The organism is Clostridium algoriphilum, from assembly GCF_020443705.1.
Lineage (GTDB): Bacteria > Bacillota > Clostridia > Clostridiales > Clostridiaceae > Clostridium_AD > Clostridium_AD algoriphilum.
Window position 1 is genome coordinate 128,325 of the sequence record NZ_JAIZZK010000005.1, and the last position, 26,693, is coordinate 155,017.

At 32.1% G+C, this 26,693-nt stretch carries 20 protein-coding genes, 7 tRNA genes, 2 riboswitches and 1 other annotated feature; of the genes, 21 read left to right on the forward strand and 6 right to left on the reverse strand.

Annotated features, from left to right (window positions below; translation table 11 throughout):
- The first annotated feature begins 77 nt into the window (after window positions 1–77).
- From LGK95_RS06590 to LGK95_RS06655, 14 genes are all read left to right on the forward strand, one after another.
- Window positions 78–152, forward strand: a tRNA-Thr gene (locus LGK95_RS06590).
- Window positions 153–157: 5 nt separating this feature from the next.
- A tRNA-Tyr gene (locus LGK95_RS06595) sits at window positions 158–242 on the forward strand.
- Window positions 243–266: 24 nt separating this feature from the next.
- A tRNA-Val gene (locus LGK95_RS06600) sits at window positions 267–342 on the forward strand.
- A 32-nt stretch (window positions 343–374) separates the two neighbouring features.
- Window positions 375–449: transfer RNA gene (locus tag LGK95_RS06605), tRNA-Thr, on the forward strand.
- Window positions 450–454: 5 nt separating this feature from the next.
- Window positions 455–539 (forward strand) — tRNA-Tyr (locus tag LGK95_RS06610).
- 105 nt (window positions 540–644) lie between these two features.
- A riboswitch (SAM riboswitch) is annotated at window positions 645–745 on the forward strand.
- An 83-nt stretch (window positions 746–828) separates the two neighbouring features.
- Window positions 829–2,004, forward strand: coding sequence for a methionine adenosyltransferase (gene metK, locus LGK95_RS06615; protein ID WP_226123444.1), 1,176 nt, complete (start codon window positions 829–831; stop codon window positions 2,002–2,004).
- 293 nt (window positions 2,005–2,297) lie between these two features.
- Window positions 2,298–4,538, forward strand: coding sequence for an SF1B family DNA helicase RecD2 (gene recD2, locus LGK95_RS06620; RefSeq protein ID WP_226123446.1), 2,241 nt, complete (start codon window positions 2,298–2,300; stop codon window positions 4,536–4,538).
- A gap of 36 nt (window positions 4,539–4,574) precedes the next feature.
- Window positions 4,575–5,603: a hypothetical protein gene (locus LGK95_RS06625; protein WP_226123448.1), complete on the forward strand. Its 1,029-nt coding sequence runs from the start codon at window positions 4,575–4,577 to the stop codon at window positions 5,601–5,603.
- Window positions 5,604–5,728: 125 nt separating this feature from the next.
- The gene (locus LGK95_RS06630) at window positions 5,729–6,256 is read left to right on the forward strand and encodes a ComF family protein (RefSeq protein ID WP_226123450.1); all 528 of its coding nucleotides are present in this window, start codon (window positions 5,729–5,731) and stop codon (window positions 6,254–6,256) included.
- 475 nt (window positions 6,257–6,731) lie between these two features.
- Window positions 6,732–7,283 (forward strand): ribosome hibernation-promoting factor, HPF/YfiA family, encoded by a 552-nt coding sequence (gene hpf, locus LGK95_RS06635; protein ID WP_226123452.1) that lies wholly within the window; start codon window positions 6,732–6,734, stop codon window positions 7,281–7,283.
- 219 nt (window positions 7,284–7,502) lie between these two features.
- On the forward strand, window positions 7,503–10,004 hold the full coding sequence (secA, locus tag LGK95_RS06640) for a preprotein translocase subunit SecA (protein WP_226123454.1): 2,502 nt from the start codon (window positions 7,503–7,505) through the stop codon (window positions 10,002–10,004).
- Between the two features lie 120 nt (window positions 10,005–10,124).
- Window positions 10,125–11,238, forward strand: a protein-coding gene (gene prfB / locus LGK95_RS06645; protein ID WP_226123456.1) for a peptide chain release factor 2 whose coding sequence is annotated in 2 segments (ribosomal slippage) — window positions 10,125–10,202 and window positions 10,204–11,238 — 1,113 coding nt in all. Because the reading frame shifts where the segments join, the coding sequence is not laid out codon by codon here.
- 174 nt (window positions 11,239–11,412) lie between these two features.
- Window positions 11,413–12,897, forward strand: a complete 1,485-nt coding sequence (locus LGK95_RS06650; RefSeq protein WP_226123458.1) for an alanine/glycine:cation symporter family protein — start codon at window positions 11,413–11,415, stop codon at window positions 12,895–12,897.
- A 204-nt stretch (window positions 12,898–13,101) separates the two neighbouring features.
- A complete protein-coding gene (locus LGK95_RS06655; RefSeq protein ID WP_226123461.1) occupies window positions 13,102–13,866 on the forward strand; it encodes a MerR family transcriptional regulator in 765 nt (254 codons plus the stop codon).
- Window positions 13,867–13,931: 65 nt separating this feature from the next.
- Here LGK95_RS06655 and dhaS read toward each other — a convergent pair whose 3' ends face one another.
- From dhaS to LGK95_RS06670, 3 genes are all read right to left on the reverse strand, one after another.
- Window positions 13,932–14,507, reverse strand: a complete 576-nt coding sequence (gene dhaS / locus LGK95_RS06660) for a dihydroxyacetone kinase transcriptional activator DhaS (protein ID WP_226123463.1) — start codon at window positions 14,505–14,507, stop codon at window positions 13,932–13,934.
- A gap of 251 nt (window positions 14,508–14,758) precedes the next feature.
- Complete coding sequence (proS, locus tag LGK95_RS06665) at window positions 14,759–16,195, reverse strand: proline--tRNA ligase (protein WP_226123465.1); 1,437 nt, start codon at window positions 16,193–16,195, stop codon at window positions 14,759–14,761.
- Window positions 16,196–16,482: 287 nt separating this feature from the next.
- Complete coding sequence (locus LGK95_RS06670) at window positions 16,483–17,823, reverse strand: M28 family metallopeptidase (protein ID WP_226123467.1); 1,341 nt, start codon at window positions 17,821–17,823, stop codon at window positions 16,483–16,485.
- A gap of 199 nt (window positions 17,824–18,022) precedes the next feature.
- Between LGK95_RS06670 and LGK95_RS06675 the strand changes: the two genes are divergently transcribed.
- Window positions 18,023–20,185, forward strand: coding sequence for a Tex family protein (locus LGK95_RS06675; RefSeq protein ID WP_226123469.1), 2,163 nt, complete (start codon window positions 18,023–18,025; stop codon window positions 20,183–20,185).
- 64 nt (window positions 20,186–20,249) lie between these two features.
- Window positions 20,250–20,363, forward strand: a riboswitch (FMN riboswitch).
- 89 nt (window positions 20,364–20,452) lie between these two features.
- On the forward strand, window positions 20,453–21,088 hold the full coding sequence (locus LGK95_RS06680) for an ECF transporter S component (RefSeq protein WP_226123471.1): 636 nt from the start codon (window positions 20,453–20,455) through the stop codon (window positions 21,086–21,088).
- An 83-nt stretch (window positions 21,089–21,171) separates the two neighbouring features.
- On the opposite strand, the gene rimI is transcribed toward LGK95_RS06680, so the two are convergent.
- From rimI to tsaE, 3 genes are read right to left on the reverse strand one after another with little or no spacing between them, the layout of a single operon-like run.
- Window positions 21,172–21,621 (reverse strand): ribosomal protein S18-alanine N-acetyltransferase, encoded by a 450-nt coding sequence (gene rimI / locus LGK95_RS06685; RefSeq protein WP_226123472.1) that lies wholly within the window; start codon window positions 21,619–21,621, stop codon window positions 21,172–21,174.
- A complete protein-coding gene (gene tsaB / locus LGK95_RS06690; RefSeq protein WP_226123473.1) occupies window positions 21,614–22,327 on the reverse strand; it encodes a tRNA (adenosine(37)-N6)-threonylcarbamoyltransferase complex dimerization subunit type 1 TsaB in 714 nt (237 codons plus the stop codon). Before tsaB ends, rimI begins: the two co-directional genes overlap by 8 nt.
- Window positions 22,324–22,782, reverse strand: a complete 459-nt coding sequence (gene tsaE, locus LGK95_RS06695) for a tRNA (adenosine(37)-N6)-threonylcarbamoyltransferase complex ATPase subunit type 1 TsaE (RefSeq protein ID WP_226123474.1) — start codon at window positions 22,780–22,782, stop codon at window positions 22,324–22,326. The genes tsaB and tsaE overlap by 4 nt, the downstream gene beginning before the upstream one ends.
- Window positions 22,783–22,975: 193 nt before the next feature.
- Between tsaE and LGK95_RS06700 the strand changes: the two genes are divergently transcribed.
- The 5 genes from LGK95_RS06700 to cysK all read left to right on the forward strand — a co-directional run bounded on the left by LGK95_RS06700 (window position 22,976) and on the right by cysK (window position 26,531).
- Window positions 22,976–23,596 carry a CBS domain-containing protein gene (locus LGK95_RS06700; protein WP_226123475.1) on the forward strand — a complete coding sequence of 207 codons (621 nt, stop codon included), beginning with the start codon at window positions 22,976–22,978 and terminating at the stop codon, window positions 23,594–23,596.
- 134 nt (window positions 23,597–23,730) lie between these two features.
- A tRNA-Trp gene (locus tag LGK95_RS06705) sits at window positions 23,731–23,806 on the forward strand.
- Window positions 23,807–23,837: 31 nt separating this feature from the next.
- Window positions 23,838–23,913 (forward strand) — tRNA-Trp (locus tag LGK95_RS06710).
- 111 nt (window positions 23,914–24,024) lie between these two features.
- Complete coding sequence (locus LGK95_RS06715; protein WP_226123476.1) at window positions 24,025–25,005, forward strand: NAD(P)/FAD-dependent oxidoreductase; 981 nt, start codon at window positions 24,025–24,027, stop codon at window positions 25,003–25,005.
- Window positions 25,006–25,200: 195 nt separating this feature from the next.
- Window positions 25,201–25,466, forward strand: a binding site (T-box leader).
- Between the two features lie 153 nt (window positions 25,467–25,619).
- Window positions 25,620–26,531 carry a cysteine synthase A gene (gene cysK / locus LGK95_RS06720; RefSeq protein WP_226123477.1) on the forward strand — a complete coding sequence of 304 codons (912 nt, stop codon included), beginning with the start codon at window positions 25,620–25,622 and terminating at the stop codon, window positions 26,529–26,531.
- Window positions 26,532–26,693 lie beyond the last annotated feature (162 nt).

Here is a 26,693-nt window from a genome sequence, read left to right on the forward strand (position 1 = left end):
ATATGGACTTGAAATAAATTTATTAAAGTTGTATAATAATTCTTGTCGACACGATAAAACGATAAAAAATATAATATGCTGGCATGGCTCAACGGTAGAGCAGCTGACTTGTAATCAGCAGGTTGTAGGTTCAATTCCTATTGCCAGCTCCATAAATGGAGGAGTTCCCGAGTGGCCAAAGGGGGCAGACTGTAAATCTGTTACGTAATGTTTCGATGGTTCGAATCCGTCCTCCTCCACCATTTATTATAGTTATCATAAGTTTTGGGAGCATAGCTCAGCTGGGAGAGCATCTGCCTTACAAGCAGAGGGTCACAGGTTCGAACCCTGTTGTTCCCACCATAACAATTTCTTATACAATTGAATAAATTCATGCTGGCATGGCTCAACGGTAGAGCAGCTGACTTGTAATCAGCAGGTTGTAGGTTCAATTCCTATTGCCAGCTCCACATATGGAGGAGTTCCCGAGTGGCCAAAGGGGGCAGACTGTAAATCTGTTACGTAATGTTTCGATGGTTCGAATCCGTCCTCCTCCACCAAAAGACATCTTAAGGTGTCTTTTTTGATTTTGTTCTTATAACATATAGGTCTTGTTGACATTGTAAAATGTATATGTTAATATAAATAAAACTTAATATTGATAACTCTTATCAAGAGAGGTGGAGGGAAAAAGGCCCTATGAAACCCGGCAACCGGTGCAATGCACAATGGTGCCAATTCCTGCAGATAGTCTGCGAGATAAGTGAGATGGTTAAAACACCTCTTCTTATTTTAGAAGAGGTTTTATTTTTTATAAAAAAATTTTAAACATTAGAAAGGAGAATTATAATGAAAAGATTATTTACATCAGAATCTGTTACAGAAGGACATCCAGATAAAATCTGTGACCAAATTTCAGATGCTGTACTTGACGCTATTTTAGAACAAGACCCTTATGCTAGAGTCGCTTGTGAAACAGCGGTTACTACAGGAATGGTTTTAGTTATGGGAGAGATAACAACTGATTGTTATGTAGATGTTCCCAAAGTTGTTAGAAGTACTATTGAAGGTATAGGATATACTAGAGCAAAATATGGTTTTGATGCTAGCACATGTGCTGTAATTACATCTATTAATGAACAATCAGCAGATATAGCCATGGGAGTAGATGAAGCTTTAGAATCTAAGGCAGGTGAACTTTCAAAAGTTGACGCAATAGGTGCTGGAGACCAAGGTATGATGTTTGGATTTGCAACCAATGAGACACCAGAGTTCATGCCACTACCAATTTCAATGGCTCATAGATTAGCAAGAAGATTAAGTGAAGTAAGAAAGAATGGTACATTAGATTATTTAAGACCAGATGGGAAAACTCAAGTTACTGTAGAGTATGAAGACAATAAGCCAGTGAGAATTGATACCATTGTTATTTCAACTCAACATGGAAAAGAAGCAACCCATGATCAAATCGAAAAAGATTTAATAGAGAATGTAATAAAACCTATAGTTCCAAGTGGTTTATTAGATGAGAAAACTAAATATTATATAAATCCTACGGGCAGATTTGTAATCGGGGGACCACAGGGTGACTCAGGTTTAACCGGAAGGAAGATAATAGTTGACACTTACGGAGGATATGGTAGACATGGCGGTGGAGCATTCTCTGGAAAAGATGCAACAAAAGTAGATAGATCGGCTGCTTATGCTGCAAGATGGGTTGCTAAAAATCTAGTAGCTGCAGGAGTTGCAGATAAACTAGAAATAGAATTAGCATATGCTATAGGTGTAGCTAAACCAGTATCTATAGAGGTTGAAACCTTTGGAACGGGAAAGATTTCAGATGACAAAATTGTTGCTATAGTTGAAAAAGTATTTGATTTAAGGCCTGCTGTAATTATAAGAGAATTAGACCTTAGAAAACCTATTTACAAACAAGTAGCAGCTTATGGACATTTTGGAAGAACTGATCTAGATCTTTCATGGGAAAAACTGAATAAGGTTGATGAAATAAAAAAATATATGTAATGAGATAAAAAGAATAAAAAAGGGGATAACAATTAATGATTGTTATCCCCTTTTTGTATAAGCAATAATAAGTTTTTGAAGACGTTCTCAAACACTCTAATAATTATAAATAATTTAGTGGGTGTAAAAATATAGTGGATTATTATTTAGCATTTTGATAAAATTTAAGATAGGGGTATACTAAAGATGGTAAATAATAAATAAACTACATATGATATAATACTAATAGTGACACTAATTGTATTATTATCACTATTAGTATTATATACGATTTTATAAATAGGGGAGATTTTATGCCAGAAATACAAGGAACAATTGAAGATGTAGTATTTCATAATGAAGACAATGGGTATATAATTGCTCATTTAAATGATAATAAAAAACAAATTACTGTGGTAGGCATTGTGCCATACGTAAGTGAAGGACAGAATCTTAAATTAGATGGAGAATGGGTTAATCATCCTCAATTTGGCAAACAGTTTAAAATAAATCATTGCGAGGAAATCATACCTAGTTCACTTATGGGTATAGAAAAGTATTTATCTTCAGGAGTTATACAAGGAATTGGACCTGTAACTGCTAAAAAGATTGTACAACGTTTTGGTGAGGATACTATGAATATATTAGATAACGAAATAGAAAGGTTAAAAGAAATCGATGGTGTAGGACAAAAAAAAATTCAATTAATATTTGAATCTTATTCTAAGCAAAGAGAAGTTAAAAGTATAATGATATTTCTTCAAACATATGGAGTAACACCAAGCCAATGTGTAAAAATATATAAAAAATATGGAGCGGATTCTATAAAGGTGGTACAAGATAATCCTTATGTGTTGACTGAAACCATTGCTGGCGTAGGATTTAAAATTGCTGATAAGATAGCGAGAAGTTTAGGCATAGATAAAGAATCACCCTTTAGGATACAAAGCGGAATTAATTATGTGGTTAACGAATTTTGTGCTATTGGAAATACTTATATGCCACTTGGAAAATTATATAAACAGGCTAAGAATATTCTTGGCGTTACTGACAAGGAAATAGAAGAGAATATATATGATAATGTTTTGCAAGGAAAACTTAAGGTGGAAAACATTGATGAAGAAGACTGTGTATTCACTATGCCTTTTTATTATTGTGAATTAGGTATAACTAAAAAAGTTATAACTTTATCTGTAGAAGAGTATGACGAATTGGAAATAAACGTAGAAGAAAAGATTAATAACTTTGAAGAAGAAAAAAACATTAAATTTGCAGAATCCCAAAGAATTGCTATTTGTGGTGCTATGGAAAATAGTATAGAAGTTATAACTGGAGGACCAGGTACTGGTAAAACTACTATAATAAATTGTATTATAGAGGTATTTGAAGAAGCAGGAAAGAAAGTATATATGGCTGCTCCTACAGGCCGAGCGGCTAAAAGAATGACAGAAGCTACTGGACGAGAAGCAAAAACAATACATAGATTACTTGAGCTTGGAGTAGGTGGTGATGATGGATCACAGTTCTCTAGAAGTGAGGAATCACCTTTAGATTGTGATGTACTCATTGTAGATGAAGCATCAATGATAGACATAATGCTCATGAACAGCTTATTAAAAGCTATTACCATAGGAACGAGACTTATAATAGTTGGTGATGTTGATCAATTGCCATCTGTTGGACCAGGAAATGTACTAAGAGATATAATTGACAGTAAATGTGTTAAAATAGTTAAACTTAAGGAAATATTTAGGCAAGCACGTGAAAGTATGATTATTGTCAATGCTCATAAAATTAATAATGGTGAGATGCCTATCTTAAATAAAAAAGATAAAGATTTTTATTTTATTGAAAATAATGAACCAGAGAAAATATTAGATAGTATAATAACATTAATCAATACAAGATTACCAAATTTCAACAAACAGTGGGATAAGATGAAAAATATTCAAATACTTTCACCAATGAGAAAAGGAATACTCGGCATAGAAAATTTAAATGAAAGACTTCAAGGAATACTAAATCCCAAATCTAAAGATAAAAAGGAAAAAGAGTATAGGAATACTATATTTAGGGTGGGGGATAAGGTGATGCAGATTAAAAATAATTATTCTATGAAATGGCATAAAATGAGTGCAAAAGCTGAAGATGGATCTGGAATTTTTAATGGTGATGTTGGGTATGTTGATGACATTGATGAAGATAATGAAAATGTTGTCGTTATTTTTGATGATGATAAACGTGTAGAATATGAAGGCGTAAATTTGGATGAACTAACACTCGCCTATGCTATAACGATACATAAGAGTCAAGGGAGTGAGTTTGAGGTTGTAATTATGCCAATGTTTATGGGACCTCCACTTTTAATGAATAGAAATCTGCTTTATACAGGTATAACAAGAGCAAAAAACATGGTTGTTTTAGTGGGAGAAAGAAAGGCTATTAGCTTCATGAAAGATAATAACAGAAGTTTTGAGAGATATTCTGCTTTAGGATTTAGAATAAAGCAAATAGTAGATGCTAACATTGGAAGTGACGAAGATCAGCTAAGCTAATTTAAAACAAATCTTTAACTATAAAGGAGATTTTACATGCTTTATTACGCAAAATTAAACCTTAGTAAGGTAAAAGATGAAATCAGTAAAGAGATTTTAAAATGCCAGATAAACGGCAAAAAAAGAATTGATGTTGTATCTGCATTTTACAATTCCTCTGATATATTTCTAAGAACTATAATTTCATATGTTAATGACAAGAAAAATATATTGTATATAACTAATGAAGATGAACGTTGTATTGACATTATATATTATATAAATAAATTTAGTAATTTAGGTCAATATACATATTCTACTGAAACAAATTATATCAGTGTAAATGAATATTTACATATATGTAGTCATGAGAATGCATTAAAACTAAAAGAGAAATTTGATTTGGTTATTTATAATGATATTAGAAGTTTTCCTAAGTACAACAAACAGCAAATAAAGAAAATATTATTGAAAATGTGTAAAGTAGATGGTACATCTATAGCTTACTGTGTGGAAAATGTTTTAAGTGAGGGAAATACAATTATGTTTCCATTAAAAAACACTAATATACCAATTATAGAGCCTCGAATCATAACAACTAGAATAAATCTTAGTATGGATATACCTCTAGTAGTTTATGAATATCTAAATTGGTCAATTATATCTAATAGGAAGGTAATAATTTTTACACCAGATGAGGAAAAAGCAAATGCGGTATTTGCGTATTTAAGTAATTTTAAAAAGAAGTTAAGTGAAAATATATTTTTATTCATTAGCAAAAAAAGTGATGAGTCTATTAAAGTTAATTTTATGAACAAAGATAAGGGAATAATAGTAACTAATGATTTCGAAGAAACTTACCTAGAATTCCATTCAGTTGATGTTATAGTTTATTTTGCTGATAATATTAAATTTAATCATAAGCAATTATTATGTTTATCAAGTAAGGTTGGAAGGTATGAGAATACGCAGGGGGGAGAGGCTATATTTTTAGCTAATGTAGAAACTGTCCAAATGGATAAAGCTAAAACTATAGCTAGAAAATTTAATGAGAAAGCGTGGGAAAGAGGATTATTAAATATATAAAAAACATATTCTATTGTTTAGCTGCGCTTATATATTCGGGTGATGAACAATGTGTGATTTGTAAAGGCTATAGCGAAGAAAGTGATGCCTTATGTAGCATATGCAGGAAAAAATTACGGCGATGTATGGACAATTTTTATATTGGACATGATGAAGAATTATATCAGGTTAGGTCAGTGTTTTATTATTCGAGTATTGTAAAAGAGCTAATAATTAGACTTAAATATAAGAACGATTTCATATGTGGCGAAATTTTAGCTGAATATATGTTACAACTTGTAAAGAAGAGTGATTTACAGTTTGACCTAATCTCTTATGTACCTATGACTAAAAAAGGTTTGAAAAATAGAGGATATAACCAAGGCGAATATTTAGCAAATTACTTGTCAAAATCCTTGGATATTCCAGTAGTAAGCAGTCTAATAAAAACTGAGAATGTTAAGGATCAAATAGGACTAAGTGGTGAAGAACGTTGGGATAATATGAAAGAGTGTTTTGAAATTAAAGAAAATGAACTTATGAAAAATAAAAATATATTACTTGTGGACGATGTTATAACTACTGGTGCTACAGCATTTCATTGTGCACGAAGACTAAAAGAAAATGGAGTAAATAATATATTTATATTGACTATAGCTAAAAGTAATGTATAATACGTATTGTAGTAAGTTAGGTTTGTGGTTGAAAGTCGATGCCAGTCGCAGGCGAAACGATCCACGTAAGTTAAACAAAGTTTAGTGAGCATGGTGCGGCTTAGAGGTTAGTCCTGCCGTTTAGTAGACGAGAGTGTGAGTAGTGAGAAGGTAATTCTGGGTAGCAAAAGCTCCAGCAGGCGAGTGTGGGGTCAAAGACCAGGTCAACTAACTTAATATATAAAAACTCCTAATGTAATGTTAGGAGTTTTTATTTTATAAAGTAAGTAAAAATATAAATAATAAATAATGTAATTTAATAAACAGAGGAATATTAAGGAATATTAAGAATGCAAACTTTAAATTACTTTAATATTGTGTGAATTCTGATTTTAACGGTTGCTATTTATTAATTAAAGTAATAAAATTAACTTATTAAACATATAATATGCTTATATATTAAGCAATATGTATATATTAGAGAGGGGCTGTACGTATGAAAGTTAAAGTATTAGGAAAGAACATAGAGATAACAGAAGCCTTGAAAAATATGATAGACAAGAAAATAACAAGATTGGATAAATATTTTAATCCGGATGTGGAAGCACAGACAACCTTGAGTGTTCATAGGAACAGACATACTATTGAAATTACGATTCCTTTTAATGGAGTAGTTTTAAGAGCAGAAGAGCAAAATGAAGATATGTATACTGCATTAGATATTGTTGTTGATAAGTTAGAAAGACAAATAAGAAAACACAAAACGAAATTGGAGAAAAGAAATAAAGGAAATTCTCTTAAATTTCAGGGCATACCACAGTATGATAATAGTGAAGATGGTGGTGTAGATCCGAAGATAGTAAAAACAAAGAAATTTGCTTTTAAACCTATGTCAGCAGAGGAAGCAGTACTTCAAATGGAGTTAGTTGGACATAGTTTCTTCGTATATATGAGTGATGGTAGTTCAGAAGTAAATGGTAATTCAGAGGTAAACGTAGTATATAGAAGAAAAGATGGAAATTATGGTTTAATAGAACCAAAATTATAAGATAAAAAAAGGATTAAAGTAGTTATATTTACTTTAATCCTTTTTTAACTCTAAAAGTATAACAATGGAGAATCATTAACAATTAGTTTGCAATTTTTATGAAATTATATAAGTTAAATGTCAATAGCTTAGTGATATAAGTTGAACGTCAACAGGTAAAGTGATATAATTTAAATGTATATTTAGAAAGTCTTTAAAAGAATAGTGAGGATGTAAAGTATGAAATTTTTTGACAAGTTATTTGGTAGTTATAGTGATAGAGAAATAAAAAGAATAATTTCAACTGTAGATAAAATAGAAGAATTAGATTCAGAAATGACTAGTTTAAGTGATGAAGAACTTAAAGCAAAAACAGAAGAGTTTAAAACCGAATTAAGTAATGGTAAAACTTTGGAAGATATATTACCTGAAGCATTTGCAGTAGTTAGGGAAGCTTCATGGAGAGTTCTTAAAATGAAGCATTTTAGGGTTCAATTAATTGGAGGTATAATACTTCATCAAGGAAGAATAACAGAGATGAAAACTGGTGAAGGAAAGACGCTTGTAGCGACGTTACCTGCATATTTAAATGCATTAACAGGAAAAGGCGTTCACATAATTACAGTTAATGATTATCTTGCAAAAAGAGATAGAGACGACATGGGAAGAATACATGAATTTTTAGGTGTTTCTGTGGGTGTAATTGTTCACGATATAGACCAAAATCAAAGGAAAGAAGCTTATGATTCAGATATAACTTACGGAACAAATAATGAATTTGGATTTGATTATTTAAGAGACAATATGGTTGTTTATAAAGAAGAAAGAGTTCAAAGAAAACTAAACTTTGTAATTGTGGATGAGGTCGACTCTATATTAATAGATGAAGCTAGAACCCCACTCATAATATCTGGAGAGGGAGAAAAGTCAACAGATTTTTATAAAGTTGCAGATTATTTTGTTAAGGGATTAATAAAAGAAGAAGATTATACAATAGATGAAAAAGCTAGTGCCGTCATATTATCTGATGCAGGGATAGATAAGGCAGAAAAGTTTTTTCACATAGAAAATTATGCTGATGCAGAAAATATGGGTATACAGCATCATGTAGTTCAAGCTTTAAAGGCAAACTTCATAATGAGAAAAGACAAAGATTACATGGAGAAAAATGGCGAAGTTATAATTGTAGATGAGTTTACCGGAAGACTTATGGAAGGCAGAAGGTATAGTGATGGACTTCATCAAGCTATTGAAGCAAAAGAAAGCGTAAAGATAGAGAAGGAATCAAAAACCCTTGCAACTATAACTTTTCAAAACTATTTTAGAATGTATGATAAATTGTCAGGTATGACTGGTACTGCTCTTACAGAAGAAAATGAATTTAGAGAAATATATGGGCTAGATGTATTAGTAATACCTACCAATATGCCGTTAACAAGACTTGATAATGCAGATCTTGTTTATAAAACTGTTAATGGAAAGTATAAAGCAATAGTCGAGGAAATAGTTGAAACCTATAAAACTAAGCAACCTGTTCTTGTAGGTACTGTTAGTATAGAAAAATCAGAGTTAATATCTGAGATGCTTAAAAAAAGAGGAATACCTCATCAAGTACTAAATGCTAAATATCATGAGAGGGAAGCGGATATAATAGCTCATGCAGGATCACTTGGAATGGTTACTATAGCAACTAACATGGCTGGTCGTGGTACAGATATTAAGCTTGAAGAAGGTGTTGTTGGAGTTGGTGGACTCAAGATAATTGGGACAGAAAGACATGAATCTAGGCGTATAGATAATCAACTTAGAGGTCGTGCTGGTCGTCAAGGCGATGCTGGAAGTTCAAGATTTTACATATCACTGGAAGATGATTTAATGAGGATATTTGGTTCTGAAAGGCTTCAAGGAGTTGTAGAGAAATTAGGATTAACTGATGAGGATGCAATTGAAAGCAAAATGGTAAGTGGAGCTATAGAAAGTGCTCAAAAGAAAGTTGAAGGAAACAATTTTGATATAAGAAAAAACGTTGTTCAGTATGATGATGTAATGAACCAACAAAGAGAAATAATTTATAAACAACGAACTGAGGTACTTCAAGGAGAAAATATAAAAGGTCAAATTGAAGATATGATAAAAGATGTTGTTGTTTCTGCAGTTGATTCACATATCAGTGGGCTTGAGGAAAGTTTTGATGAAGAATTAGTTAAATTAGTTAATTATCTTGAAGAAATATATCTTCCTAAGGATATGATTTCACCAGAAGAACTTGGTAAAACAACAAACGATGAAATTAAAGAAACTCTTTTAGGTGTAGCGAATAAAAATTATGCACAAAAGGAAGAACAGTTTGGAGAAGAACAAATAAGAGAAGTTGAAAGAGTTATTCTTTTAAGGGTTGTAGATAGTAAATGGATGGATCATATTGATGCAATGGAACATTTAAAGCAAGGTATTGGACTTAGGGCCTATAAGCAACAAGATCCAACACAGGCGTACCAAATGGAAGGTAGTGACATGTTTGCTGAAATGATTGATAACATTAAGACAGAAACTGCTAAATACTTATTCCATGTGGAAATAGAAAAAGCACCTGAAAGAGAAATGGTTGCAAAAATCACATCAACAAGCCAAGATGACTCTCCTAAAAAAGGGCCAACTAAAAAGGAAGCTAAACCAGGAAGAAATGATGAATGTTCTTGTGGTTCAGGCAAAAAATATAAAAATTGTTGTGGTAGAGGATAATTATAAAAGGGGTAAGCAAGAATCTATTGCTAACCCCTTTTATAAGGTGTTAGCAAATAAAAAACAAATGATGATGGTAATGTATTTTATGTATTTAATATAATGAAAGAGGTGTTATAGGTGATAGTACTAGTAGAGGAAGTATTGAGTCAAATAAATGTATTGAAAAGTAACGTAGAAGAAATTAAGGTGTCTCTTTGACATAACAACTATGGAAAGACAATTAGGAGAGTTTGAGTTTATAATGCAAGAGTCTAGTTTTTGGGAAGATATAAAAGTGGCTCAACAAATTACTCAACAGGCTAAGGGGATTAAAGATAGAATTGATAGGTATAATTTATTGATTAGTAATATAGAGGATTTAGAATTGCTAATAGAACTAAGTCAGGAGGAAGATGATGATTCATCCCTTGCGGAAATAAAAACTGACCTAAAAGAATTAGCTCGTAGCGCCGACAGGTTTAGAATAGAAATTTTATTATCTGGAGAATATGATAAAAATAATGCTATATTAACTCTTCATACTGGTGCAGGGGGAGTTGATGCTCAAGATTGGACAGAAATGCTGTATAGAATGTATTCAAGATGGTGTGAGAAGAAGGGATATAAGATCGAAGTTTTAGATTATCAGCCATCTGATGAAGCCGGTATTAAAGCAGTTACATTAAAAATAATTGGTGAATATGCCTATGGATATCTAATGGCTGAAAAGGGTGTGCACAGGTTAGTAAGAATTTCGCCTTATAATGCAAATGGCAAGAGGCAAACTTCATTTGCGTCTTGTGAAGTACTGCCAGAGCTTACTGAAAGTCAGGATATTGATATAAAAGCTGACGACCTCAGAATAGATACTTATAGGTCTGGAGGTGCAGGAGGCCAACATGTAAATAAAACTGACTCAGCAATAAGGATTACGCATATTCCTACAGGTATTGTAGTTCAGTGTCAAAATGAGAGAAGCCAGCATAGTAATAAGCAAACTGCAATGAAAATGCTCATGGCTAAACTTTTAGATTTAAAAGAAAGAGCTAAAAAGGATAGAATAGAAGATCTAACTGGGGATCTTAAAGAGAATGGTTGGGGAAGTCAAATTAGATCCTATGTATTTCATCCATATAATCTGGTTAAGGACCATAGAACTAATATAGAAACAGGAAATGTAGATGCAGTTATGGATGGCGATATTGATATATTTATTGAAGGATATTTAAGGCGAAGTAATAAACAATCATAAAAATTATTTGCATTACAAAAGTTGGTAACATTGTTACAAACTTTTGTTTTTTTTGTTAAACTTACACCCTAACTAATGGGCAATTTATACATTGAAACGCTTTCAAAGTTGTGATACTATTCATTAGTATAAAAATTCACATACATATCATTATAAAAAAATAGGAGGATGTTCATGGAAAACGTTGTCTATGCCTTAAGCGCACTCATATGGAGTAAAGCACTCATCTATTTATGTCTAGGTGCAGGTGTTTATTTTTCAATAAGAACTCGATTTCTTCAAATTAGGCATATTAAGGAAATGGTTAAATACTTATTTAATGGTGGAGACTCAAGTGAAGGAGTAACTTCCTTTCAAGCCTTCGCGATGTCAGTAGCCGGTCGTGTTGGCACAGGTAATATTGCAGGTGTTGCTACTGCCATAGCAATGGGAGGCCCTGGCGCGGTTTTCTGGATGTGGGCTATTGCATTTCTTGGTGCAGGTTCATCATTTATAGAATGTGCTCTCGGTCAAGTTTATAAAGAGGAAATTAATGGGGAATATCGTGGAGGTCCGGCCTACTACATAGAAAAAGCTATGGGAGTAAAATGGTATGCAATTGCGTTTGCAGTTGCAACTGTAATTGGTTGGGGATTTCTTGGACCTTCAGTTCAATCGAACAGTATTGCAGCTGGTGTAACTAATGCATTTGGCATTAGTCCAGTTATAAGTGGCGCAGTAACTACAATATTACTTGCGTTTATAGTATTCGGTGGAACAAAGAAGCTTGGAAAGGTTGCTGAAATAGTAGTTCCTTTTATGGCGATGGCATACATTCTAGTTGCATTAATAGTGCTTGCAGTAAATATTACTGCGGTTCCTCATATGTTTGCTTTAATAATTAAAAGTGCGTTTGGTGCTACTCAAGCTTTTGGAGGTATCTTAGGATATGCAATCCAATGGGGAGTTAAAAGAGGAATTTACTCAAATGAAGCTGGACAGGGAACTGGACCTCAATCTGCGGCAGCTGCGGAAGTATCCCACCCAGCAATACAGGGTTTAGTTCAGGCTTTTGCAGTTTATTTTGATACATTATTTGTATGCTCCGCAACTGCATTTATGATTTTATCAACAAACAAATTTAATGTTATAAATCCTGCAGGTGGATTTATAGTAAATAATGTACCTAACATTGCAATAGGACCTGGGTATACCCAAGCGGCAGTTGGAACTGTATTTGGAGGATTTGGAGCACCTTTTGTTTCCATAGCATTATTCTTCTTTGCATTTACAACACTAATGGCATACTACTATATAGCAGAAACAAATCTTACTTATCTAATTAAAGGTTCTAAACATAGTAAGATATATATTAATATACTAAGGGCGGGAATCCTTGCATCAACTTTCTACGGATCTATTAAAACTGCTGAAGTTGCTTGGGCACTTGGTGATATTGCTGTTGGTACCATGGCATGGCTTAACGTTATAGCTATGTTAATTCTTGGAAACATTGGCATTAAGGTTTTAAAAGACTATGAAGAGCAAAAGAAAATGGGACGAAATGCAGAAACATTTATATTTGATCCTAAAAAATTAGGGATTAAGAATGCAGATGCATGGTATGTATTTAATGAAAGAAGAGCTAAGAGGGCAAATAAAAAAAATAATTCTAAATAAACAATAGTTTGCTTCTGAAAGTCCAGTAGAATAATTAATTATTCTACTGGACTTTTTATTTTGGTATATGCTTGTAATGAATACATTTAAAAAAATATCATATCTAGAATTAGACGTTTTAACATTGATTTTAAATGCTGAGAAATAATCATTGACATTAACGTAACGTAAAGGTATATAGTTGATTTATAAGGAGGTAATAACGTGGAATATACAGTGCAAAAACTAGGAAAAATTGCGGGAATTAGTACTAGGACATTGAGATACTATGATGAAATAGACATTCTTAAGCCTGCTAGAATTAATACCTCTGGCTATCGCATATATGGTGAAGTAGAGGTCAATAGGCTACAGCAAATTCTTTTTTATAGAGAATTAGATATGAACCTTGAAAGTATTAAAGATATATTAAGCAAAGCATCATTTAACAAAGTAGAAGCACTAACTGAACATCGCATTAAGCTTCTTTGTAAAAGAGAGAGATTAGATTCATTAATTTTAAATATTGATAAATCAATAGCATTAACTGAAGGGAGAATTAATATGACTGATAAAGAGAAATTTGATGGGTTTAAACAAAAAATAGTTGCTGATAACGAAAATATGTACGGCGCAGAAATTAGAGGTAAATATGGTGATGAGGTCGTAGAAAAGTCAAATAATAAAGTGAAAGGTATGACTAAGATTCAAGTTGAGGAGGCTACAAGACTTTCTGCTGAAATTATAGATCTACTTAATGAGGCGTTTAAAACTGGAGACCCTGCAGGGGTATTGGCTCAAAAGGCAGCAGACATGCACCGACTGTGGCTTTGCATTTATTGGGATAAATATACTAAGGAGGCGCATGCTAGTATTGCTCAGATGTATGTGGATGATGAAAGATTTACTGCGTATTATGATGAAAAACAGCCGGGGATAGCAAAGTTTCTTAGAGATGCAGTTATAGTTTATACAACAGATAAAAAGTAAATTAAAGAATAATGTATTAAAAGTAAGTTAATACATCATTCTTATTGTCTTTTAAATATTTATATTTATTTATCATGGTGATAATTAGAAAATCTAGTTAAAGCACCTAACATACTTCCTTCAACTACATCATTTAGTTTGCTCACCAGTTTTTCTGGAGATTCTTTCATTCTGTCTTTTATCCATTGTACTGTTATACCTACAAAAGCATGAGTGTAAAAGTCCGCTATAAAATTTTTATCAGCAGTTGTTACTTTTAGGTTAGAGGAAATGTCATTTACAACTCCCATAATAAGATCATAGGTTTTTTCAAAAAGATATCCATCAAAAGCATTTTGCCCCGGAGTATTAAGAGCGTTAATATAAAAGGACTTGTTATTAATAAAATATACTAAAATTTTATGCATACCATCAGTCCAGTGGGCATAGTTTTTACAGTCTGATATGCTTTCAATACCCTCACTATAATATATCCAGTTTACAAGATCGAATTTATCCTTGAAATGATAATAGAAGGTTTGCCTGTTAATGCCACAGTTATTAACAATTTCATGAATTGTTAATTTAGCTAATGGGATTGTGACCATTAATTTTTTAATGGATAATGCAAGAGCTTTTTTAGTTATTTGAGATTCTGACACTATTTTCACCTACAAACATGTGTATTAGTAAAATATAATAATGTACAAAGGCCTTAAGTATATTACTAATATTATTATAACAAAAACAACTCAAGCATTCAACGAAAAGGATAAGTACGCATTTTTATAATTATTTATAGAGTTATAAAAAGTTCTAAATAGATGCAATGAAATTAAGTTTAAAAGGAAATGAAAATAAAAATCGTCTCCCTTTTTAAAAAGGTGAGACGATTTTTATTTATGTTTTAAATTTAATAAGCTCTTCCCCAGATAACATTAGCTTTAGCTGGTTTTCCACAACATAAGCAAACATCTGCATCATCTGATTGGTCAAATGGCATGCATCTAGATGATGCACCAGCAACTTCTTTTACTTTTTCCTCGCAAGCGAGTTCCCCACACCATGGGGCATTAACAAACCCTAAAGTTTTATCAAGAAGTTCTTTTAATTCTTCAACGGTTTTTGCATTGAAGGTTTTGCTGTTTTGTAAATTTCTAGCCTTTTCAAGTAAGGATTTTTGTATATCTGCTAAAAGTTCAGGAACTTTCGTTTCAAGTTCTGACATTGGCACAAATATTTTTTCACGGGTATCTCGTCTAACGAGTACCACTTGATTCTTTTCTATATCTTTTGGGCCAACTTCAAGGCGAAGTGGAACACCTTTCATTTCGTATTCGCTAAATTTCCATCCAGCCATTTTATCGCTAGTATCTATTTTTACTCTAGCAAGCTTTGATAACATATTTTTAAGTTCTGTTGCTTTTTCGATTACGCCTTCTTTATGTTGTGCAATTGGAATGATCATAAGTTGAATAGGTGCTATAGCTGGTGGTAGTACTAAACCATTATCATCGCCATGGACCATAATTAAAGCTCCGATAAGCCTTGTAGACATTCCCCAAGAAGTTTGGTGAACATAAGCAAGTTTGCCGGTTTTATCTGTATACTGAATGTTAAAGGCTTTAGCAAAACCGTCTCCAAAATTATGAGAAGTACCACATTGAAGTGCTTTGCCATCATGCATTAAACTTTCAATTGTATAAGTTTCACTTGCTCCAGCAAACTTTTCTTTTTCTGTTTTCTTACCTTTTATAACTGGAATAGCAAGGGTTTCCTCGCAAAAAGTTGCGTATATATTAAGCATTCTAAGGGTTTCCTCTTTTGCATCGGCTTCGGTTGCGTGGGCAGTATGACCTTCCTGCCATAAGAATTCTGAGCTTCTAAGAAAAGGCCTTGTGGTTTTTTCCCATCTTACGACAGAACACCATTGATTATATAATTTAGGAAGATCGTTGTAAGATTGAATTATTTTTGCATAGTGATCACAAAATAATGTTTCGGACGTAGGCCTAACGCAAAGCCTTTCTGAGAGTAGATCATTACCTCCGTGTGTTACCCAAGCAACCTCCGGTGCAAAGCCTTTAACATGATCTGCTTCCTTTTGAAGTAAACTCTCAGGTATGAACATTGGCATATATACATTTTCATGACCTGTATCTTTAAACATTTGATCTAATATTTTCTGGATATTTTCCCATATTGCATAACCGTAAGGCCTGATTACCATGCAACCTCTAACGCTTGCATAATCTGCAAGTTCCGCTTTTTTTACGATATCTGTATACCATTTTGCAAAATCTACGTCCATAGAGGTAATAGATTCTACAAATTTTTTTTCTTTTGCCATAATTATTTTCCTCCTATTTACTAAAAACTTTATTATACTAATTTAAAATTAATATTTTAAAAATAAATACAAAAAAACCCGCATCCCTATAAGGGACCGAGTGTTATCGGTGGTACCACCCTAGTTGATATAAAAAATATCTAAGAAAAGACATAAGTTATAACAATATTTTTCTTATATTGGGTATCTTCACTTCTGATAATAGGGCACTTTAAATTAATCATAGAATAAAAATAATAATATGTCAAGAAAACAATTGCTAAATATTCTTAATGCCCTCATATCTATTAACTATCTTTACTAATTTTTTTATAAAGAGCAGAAAATATTAAGATCCCAATTATAGAAATAAGAAAACACTCTTTATAATACGCAATTATGAAGTTGTCTTTAAAAGTATATTTAACAATTTCCTTAGAGGCTACATTATAACATTCCTCTATAGCATTGATACTTATATGATCATAAGTATCATTTGGTGTGTGTATACGCGTCATATCATTGTCACAAAAGGTTATTGCATCTATATTCTGGTCCCTAAAGCATTTATGATCACTGGCATCTTCAAACAGATAATTAAAATGTATTTTTTCAGCTTTGCAAGTGTTGGAAACTGATTTTATAAGAGGCGATTTAACAGTGTCTTTTTTTCCACCCACTATGCAAAGATCAGCATTGTTATGACTTCCGATCATGTCAAAATTGAATACTTTGCTCCCTTTTATATTATCTTTATATTCTTTTATAAATTGATTTGAACCTAAAAAACCAAACTCTTCTGCGTTAAATCCTAAAAATAGAATACTCCGGGAAGGTTTGCCAAGCGAAGTTAGATATTTGCTCATTTCTAGTATGAAAGAAACACCTGATGCATTATCTAAGGCACCACTATATATAGTACCATTTAAATCCGTACCTATATGGTCAAAGTGTGCAGAAACAATTACTGGTGGAAGAGAAGTGTCGGTGCCTTCTAAGTATCCCATAACATTATTTATACTTGTTTCTGAGGCCTCAAAAGGAATATAACATTTAACGGTGTTATCGCCTAATAAACTTTTAAGCGATGTAAGGGTCTCTTTAGTAACCATAATATACATGTTGTATTTGGAATCATGCATAAAAGAACTTCTAAAGGACAAATCATTACCGCGTGGAACAAAAAATATAAAAGGTCCGTTAGCAGTATTAATTTGAAGTGAATTATCTGTTATTGAGTTGACATTACTTTCGCTAAAAGTTAATTGATTTGTTTTAAAGTTCAACATATCTTCTTTAAAATCTTTGCTATAAATAAAATCTTTTACTATATTACCATTTTTGCCTAATACCCTTAGATAAGGATTATTGTTTAATTGCTTAGGATATAGGACTTTAAAGTTTTGTAGTTCTTTGCCTTTATAGGGTTTTAACCCGTTGTTTTTAAATTCTGTGTTAATATAAGTAGTGATTTCCTGATTTTCTAATGTGCCAGGTAATCTACCCTTGAACTGGTCTGATGAGATATATTTTATGTATTTGTACACATTTGTAGAATCAAATCTATATAGGGTATAATACAAATGAGTGCTATAAAATAATAATAAAAGAAAAAATGCTAAAAAATAAGAAAATACTAATTTTTTCATACATTACTCCTATAAATTTCTATGTTTTATATAGATATGAAGATGAAATTCATGGTATGATTGAATATGTTAATTTCAGTTGTTTAAACTTAAAATACAAATTATGTGAGGAGGATTGGCTATTAATCATATGATAATAAATAAACCAACATATTGCTAATATTTATTTGAATGTGACGATCATGATAGTCAAAAAAAAATGGGGAATATAAATAGTAGATTAATTAAAGAATTTTCAATAACAATAGAGCAGGCGGAAAGTGTAATTCAATTATTAGATGAAGGGAATACAGTTCCTTTTATAGCTAGATATAGAAAAGAGAGAACCGGTGGACTTGATGATATAATACTTAGAAACTTTACGGAGAGACTTATATATCTTAGAAATTTAGAAGAAAGAAAAGTGGATGTAATACGTTTAATTGGTGAGCAAGAAAAGCTAACAGAGGAAATTGAAAGATATATAACTAAATGCGAGACTCTTACAGAAATAGAGGATATATATAGACCATTTAAACCTAAGAAAAGAACTAGAGCTATTATTGCAATTGAAAAGGGTCTCAAGCCTCTTGCTGAAGTTATTGCAGGTGGTGAGCTTAAAACCGATATAAATGAGTATGCACAAACATTTATAAACGAAGAAAAACAGGTGATTAGTGTAAAAGACGCACTTCAAGGTGCTGGTGACATTATTAGTGAAATGATATCAGACGAAGCTGATTATAGAAAGTGGATTAGGGGTCAAGTACATAATTTTGGTAGCGTAGAAACTAAGGGAAGCTCTGAGGAAACTACTCCATTTGAAATGTATTATGAGTATAAAGAAGGGGTTAGAACTATACCACCACATAGAATTCTTGCTATAAATAGGGGCGAGAATAGTAAGATACTTTCTGTGAAAATTAAAGCTGATAATGACAAAATCATTGAGTACTTAAGAACTAAATGTTTAAAGGGGAATAGTGAAACTGATAAGTATATAGAGCTAAGTATAGTTGATTCTGTAAAAAGACTCATATTCCCTTCGATTGAGAGAGAAATAAGATCAGAATTAACAGAAAAAGGTGAAACTAGCGCAATAGAAATATTTAAAGCTAATCTAAAGGCTTTACTAATGCAGTCACCTATAAAAGGGAAAGTAGTGCTTGGTTTTGATCCTGGATTCAGAACTGGATGCAAAATAGCGGTGCTTGATGATACTGGTAAGCTTTTAGATATAGCTACCGTATATGCTACTGCAGGCAGTAAGGATGGAGTCCAAAAATCAATTGCTATTATTAAAGAGTTAGTAATTAAACATAATGTTGAAGTAGTATCCCTTGGTAATGGAACGGCTAGTCGTGAGTCTGAAGAGATACTAGCACAGATAATTAAAGAACTTAAAGAGGAATGCTCTAAAGATCTATATTATGTTATAGTTTCAGAAGCGGGTGCTTCTGTTTATTCAGCGTCCGAGCTTGCATCTAAAGAATACCCAGATATAGATGTATCTATAAGAGGAGCAATATCAATTGGGCGTAGGCTTCAAGATCCACTAGTGGAGCTTGTAAAGATTGATCCAAAAGCTATTGGAGTTGGGCAATACCAACATGATGTTACACCTAAAAAGCTTGATGAATCCCTAAAAGGAGTAGTTGAAGACTGTGTTAATGCAGTGGGTGTAGATCTTAATATTGCAACACCATCTTTATTGTCTTATATATCAGGTATAAATACTACTATAGCTCAAAATATTGTAGCGTATAGAGAAGAAAATGGTAAATTTAAGGTTAGAAAAGAATTATTAAAGGTAAAAAGATTAGGGGCAAAAGCATATGAACAATGTGCAGGATTTTTAAGGGTTATGGAAAGCAAAGAGGTTTTAGATAACACCTCAATCCATCCCGAGTCATATAATGCTACCAAAAAATTATTAGAATTCCTAAACTATTCAAAAGATGATCTTAAATCTTTAAATTTTAAAGATATGGATGATAGGATAAAAGATATTAATTTTAGCGAACTCGCTGAGAAATTAGAAACAGGGGCACCAACTCTTAGAGATATTATTAAAGAAATTAAAAAGCCAGGTAGAGATCCAAGAGAGGAATTACCTAAGCCAATACTCAAAACAGGAGTAGTTCAAATGGCTCATCTTAAACCAGGAATGAAACTTATGGGTACGGTTAGGAATGTATCTGACTTTGGAGCTTTTGTTGATATTGGAGTTCATCAGGATGGTTTAGTACATATAAGCCAGTTATCAGATAAATTTGTGAAACATCCATTAGACGTTGTAAAGGTTGGAGATATAGTAGAGGTTAGCGTGATAGAAGTTGATGAAAAAAGAAAAAGAATATCACTATCAATGAAAAATTTATAATGTATATCTTGCTTTTTTTATAAAAAATATATATAATTAAATTATAAAAATTAAAATAAAATTTAATAATCTTCAGGGCGGGGCGAAATTCCCCACCGGCGGTAAAGCCCGCGAGCCGTAAGGCTGATTCGGTTAGATTCCGAAGCCGACAGTAAAGTCTGGATGAAAGAAGATGCGATATATATATGAATTCGCCCTGACATATTTTGTGTCAGGGTTTTTATTATATCAATCACTAGAAGATAAATTTAATTAGGGGGTATAAAAATGAGAGACGAAAAACTTATTAGACTTATTAAAATTTCACTTTTATCTGTTATGGCATTTCTTTTAATGTACATTGAATTACCGTTACCGATATTTCCAGAGTTCTTAAAAATTGACATTAGTGATTTGCCAGCGCTGCTAGGGGCTTTTGCATTGGGACCAGTAGCAGGAATTATTATTGAACTCTTTAAAAATATATTACATGGAATGCTAGCAAGTAAAACGGCATTTATAGGTGAACTTGCTAATTTCCTAGTAGGATCGTGTTTGATATTAGTATCTGGATATATATATAAGGCTCGAAAAAGTAAGGGTGGGGCTATCGTTGGGTTACTAATAGGAGTAGTTTGTATGTCAATATTTGCATCTGTATTAAACTATTTTGTTATATTACCACTATATGAAACAGTATTAGGATTTCCAATTGCTGCCGTGGTGGGAATGGGATCAAAAATAAATCATAATATAAAGGACTTAAATTCTTTTGTTATATGGATGATTATTCCGTTTAATTTTCTTAAAGGAATAGTAATATCAGTAATGACTTTAGCTTTATATAAGAGTGTTTCTCCTATACTTCATAAGGAGAATATTGAGAGTAAATACAAAAATAAAAATAGACAACAAAATATTTAGTTATATTATTAAAAACTAGTATTTATAAACGGGTACCTACTGTGTAGGTACCCGTTTATACGTTAGTTTATTTATCTTGCCTATTATAAGTTTCGGTTCCACATAATTACTGCATCTTCTCCGTTATCTTCATAATAATGTCGCCTAAGCCCTTCTTTTTCAAAACCATATTTTTCATATAAGTTTATGGCAGTAAAGTTAGAACTTCTGACCTCTAATGTTATTCCTGTGACTTTATGTTTTCTGCAAATTCTAAACAAAGCTTCCACAATTATGTCTCCGCCTCCATGACCACGGGCCTCAGGGTGCACCGCAACATTAGTAACATGGGCCTCATCTATAATTATCCACATTCCTCCATAACCGACTATAGAATTTCCCTTTTTTAATACAACATATTTAGCAAATTTATTATCTAGTTCACTTTGGAGTGATTCTAAACTCCATGAAATAGGAAAGCTTAACTCACTAATATTGAGTATAGATTTAATAGATGATGCATCCATTGGGTAAATTTTAAAATCATTATTCATTTTTCTTTTGCCTCATCTTTTCTTCGTACTCACGCTCAGCTTGAGGTTTTCGTAGGTAAATAGGTACCGATGCATATATGTCATCGAATGTTCCGTTAGATAGAAGGTTAAGACCTAATTCTCCAAGTGAAGATGCTTTAGCTAAGTTTAAATGAGCTGGTGCAAAGTATACCTTAGGTAAATGGGTTATGAGTTTTTCTTTGAATTTTACGGTTCCATCTCCTACAAAGGAAATATTGCAATCCTTCTCTTTAAGCATATTTATTAGCTCATCAATTGAAATATTAACGTAGTCGCTAATACGATTAAGTTCACAATTTTCAAAAGTATATAAGGCTGTATATACATTATCTCTTAATGCATCTAATATGGGACAGATAATTCCATCTGTATATGCTAAGTTGTATGCTAAAGAGTCTAATGTAGATACAGTTACAAACGGCTTTTTAGTGCCTTGGCTTAACCCTTTGATGGTAGCCATACCTATTCTAAGGCCTGTAAATGAACCTGGTCCTTTTGAGGCCACAAAGCCATCAATATCAACTATACTCATTTCTGTATTTCTGAATAATTCATCAATTATAGGCATAAGTATCTGAGAATGCTGTTTTTTATAATTAAATGTTATTTCACCAAGGACTTTGTTATCGTCAAGGATTGCGCAAGTTGCTGATTGCGTAGCAGAATCTAGACTTAAAATTTTCATAGTTTTATCTCCTTTATATAATCGTATCTTTTATCAGAATATTTCATATGAATTTTTCTGAAATTGTCTCCAAGTTTAGGAAGCTTTTCTATAGTTATGGTTAAGTTATTGGGTGGGATTAGTTCTTCAATGTAGTTAGCCCATTCAATAATACTAACACCATCACTAAATATATACTCATCAAAACCTATAGCTTCTATTTCATCAGGGTCATTAACTCTGTAGACATCAAAATGATATAATTTTAACCTGCCTGTATATTCATTTACTATTGTAAAAGTAGGACTTGTAATAGTGTCTATAATATCTAAGCCTTTTGCAATTCCCTTTGTTAAATGGGTTTTGCCAGTGCCTAAGTCACCTATTAAGCAAATTATGTCACCTGAATTTATAAGTGATCCAATTTGTTCTCCTATCTTATAAGTTTCGTCAACTGTTGTTACTATGTATTCCATAAGTTTCACCTCACTAAATATTTTATCCTAAAACATAAAAAAAGAAAAGGTAATCTAGGAGTTTGCTAATAATATAAAGAATTTTTTAGAAAACATATTAAATTATAATTTATAAATTAGAGACAATTACTTATACTTAAATTACAATATAATGTATAATAACTTTATATACCTAAATAAGGAGGGCAAAATAATGTTTGTTAATAATTTGATGCTGTTAAAAGAAAAATTAACTACGGTAACACGAAAAACAACAATAGGTAAAGCTCTAGAAATTATGGAGCAAAATAAATTTTTATCAGTCCCTGTGGTTGAAGGCAGTAAATTCTATGGATCAATTTCAAAAGAAAAGATTTATACTTATTATTATGAAAAAAGCATTGATAAAAACTGTTTGCTAACTGATTTTATAGTTGAAAATGTAATGAGGACCAATGTTCCAGTTATCAATCCAATGCAACAAGTTGAAGAAGCAGCACATTTTTTAGAAACAAGAAGTGTTTCATTTGTTGCTGTAGTGGATAGCAATGGAGATTTTGTTGGCATAGTTACACATCATGCTATATTCCATCAGTTTACTGAATTATTTGGGGCGGATAAAGGAAGAAGATTAGCTGTAATAGCGTTTGATATTCAAGGTCAGATTTCTAAACTTGCAAAGATAATAACTGAAAATAAAGGTGACATAATTAGTTTTGTAGTTATTGATCCTAAAAGTCTCACAGAGGTTAAAGAAATTATTATAAGACTTAAGACCTTAAATTTTGATGGTATTGTTGCAAAGGTAAAGGCTGCAGGTTTTAAAGTAGAATAATTCCTTTATAGTAAAGTAAATAATAAGAAACGTGGAATGATAGATCGTATATTTATTCTGTGTTTCTTATTAAAATAAAAACATAATAACTCTTGCATTTTTTATAAACACATGATATAATATGGATGTATTTTAGGGGTATAGCTCAGTTGGTAGAGTAGTGGTCTCCAAAACCATTGGTTGTAGGTTCGAGCCCTACTACCCCTGCCATTTATACATTTTTATATTTAAAAGTTAATAAAGGGGTATGGCTCAATTGGTAGAGTAGTGGTCTCCAAAACCATTGGTTGTAGGTTCGAGTCCTACTACCCCTGCCAAATAAAACCTGTGAAATTAATTTCACAGGTTTTTACGTTTAACAATAAATTTAATATTAGGCATCTAAGAGGAATAACATGCTAAGATGCCTCGCAACTGGAGGGTATGTAATGCATCAATATGACATAGTAGTAATTGGCGGAGGCCCTGCAGGTCTTTCAGCTGCTATTTCAGCTAAAGAACACTATAAAGGTAATATTCTAATTTTAGAAAGAGAAAATCAATTAGGAGGAGCCTTAAATCAGTGTATTCATAATGGATTTGGTAAAAATATATTTAGTGAGGATTTGACAGGAACAGAATTTGTCCAGAAATATGTAGATAAAGTTAATGAACTAAAAATTTCATATAAATTAAACACTACTGTTTTAAATATAAATAACGCTAAAAAAATTAGCGCAGTGAATGCATATGATGGAGCTTTTAAAATTGGAGCTAAAGCTATAGTAATAGCTTCTGGCTGTAGAGAGAGGCCAAGAGGTTTTTCAAATCTGCCGGGGAGTAGATGCGCAGGCATTTACACCGTGGGGTGTGCACAGAAATTTATAAACATAGAGGGATATATGCCAGGGAAAGAAATAGTTATATTAGGTACAGGTGATATCGCATTAATAGTAGCAAGAAGACTAGCAATCGAAGGGGCAAATGTTAAAGCTGTAGTAGAAAGTAAAGAGTTTATTAAAGCAATTGATAAAAAACTTAGCGCTTTTCTAGATGATTTTAACATACCACTTAGAAAAAAACACAAGGTGATTTCTATCCAAGGTAAAAGTAGGATTGAAGGTATAACGCTTGTAAAGTTAGATAGTAATAATGAAGTTATTAAAGATAGCGATGAATATATTTCTTGTGATTCATTACTTTTATCTGTAGACTTATATCCCGATAATGAATTAGCAAAACAAGCAAAAATAATAGTTAATGCGTCAAACGGACAAATCGAATTAAATAAGAATTTTGGAACTAATATAGAGGGCGTTTTTGCCTGCGGTGCTGTAGCCCATGGGTATGATTGTCCTGAAAATGTGGTAAAACAAAGCTATGATATAGGTGCTCGTACTTCAGAATATATAAAAAAAATTGAAGGTTAGCAGGTTAAGTTTTCTTAATAAAACATGAGATATCTAAAAAACTGTTAGTTCATTCTAATAGTTTTTTTTATTCTTAGCCTTTAAAGCACAGAAAAACTATATGGAGGTAAAACACAAAAAAATACTATTGACATAATTTAATCTTAAGAATATAATAAAGAAAAGTAATTCATACTGAAATACTAGGAAATACTAAAAAATACTAAGAAAAAGGAAAGTAATATAAGAAGAATTTACAGAGAGAGAATCTAAAGTTGAGAAGATTCTTATTGGAAACTTTTATGAAGTGCCCTTTGGAGTTATGCACCGAAATAGTCACATAAATGTGACTTTGGTAGGCTGCATCGGGATTCGCCCGTTATAGTGATAGAGCATAACGATGTGCTTGAAAAAGTGGCTTTATAATCACTTTAGTGATTATAACTTAGAGTGGGACCACGAAGTAAAACTTCGTCTCTAATAATAGAAGGAGTTTTTTTTGTACCCAAAAACTTTTTAAATAATATACTATTAATTATATATATGTCGCTTTTTCATTTTAGGGAATTGTACGAATGTTTAAATATGAATAGCTTTAACAGGAATTATTTATTTTAAATTGGAGGGATATTATTATGATGTATAACAATGTTTTAGATATGATAGGGGAAACACCTGTATTAAAATTAAATAGATTAGTTAAGAGTGATATGGCTGATATATTTGTAAAGCTTGAAAAATATAACCCCGCTGGAAGTATAAAAGATAGAGCGGCTCTCGGAATGATAGAGAAAGCTGAGGAACTAGGCGTATTAAAAGAAGGATTTACTGTAGTTGAGCCAACTAGTGGAAATATGGGAATAGCTTTGGCTATGATTGGAAGAATTAAAGGATATAATGTAATCATTGTTATGCCAGATAGCATGAGTGTTGAAAGAAGAAACTTAATTAAGGCATATGGTGCACAACTTGTGCTTACAGATGGTTCAAAAGGTATGAAGGGTGCTATAAATAAAGCTAAGGAAATAGCAGAGGGAAAACCTGAGTTTTTTATACCACAACAATTTGTTAATATTGCTAATCCAGAAAAACATTATGCAACTACTGCAGAAGAAATTAACAGTGATGTAGCGGATGCAGATGTTTTTGTAGCAGGAGTAGGAACTGGCGGAACAATTGCTGGGGTAGGCAGAAGATTAAAAGAAATTAATAAGGATATTAAAATAGTTGCAGTTGAACCAGAAAAATCACCTGTATTATCAGGAGGAGAACCAGGTCCACATAAAATACAAGGAATAGGAGCAGGTTTTACACCAGATATATATGATAGTAGTGTAGTTGATGAAATAATAAAAATATCGGATGAAGAGGCTTTCGATATAGCAAAACGAATGGCCAAAGAAGAAGGTATCTTGGTAGGAATATCAACAGGGGCTAATATTGCAGCTGCTATAAAAGTTGCTAAGAAACTAGGCAAGGGTAAAAAGGTAGTTACTGTTGCACCTGACGGGGGAGAAAAATATATTTCAATGGGTATATATGACTAGATTCCTATAAGGTGAAAACATTTATTTCTACTCTATAGATAAATAAGGCACATCAAAATAGGCTAACATACTGGCTTTTATTTATTTAAATGTGCTAGTATGAGAGTTTAAAAATATCCGAATTTATATTTAAATATTTAGATTTGGATATTTACAAACTAC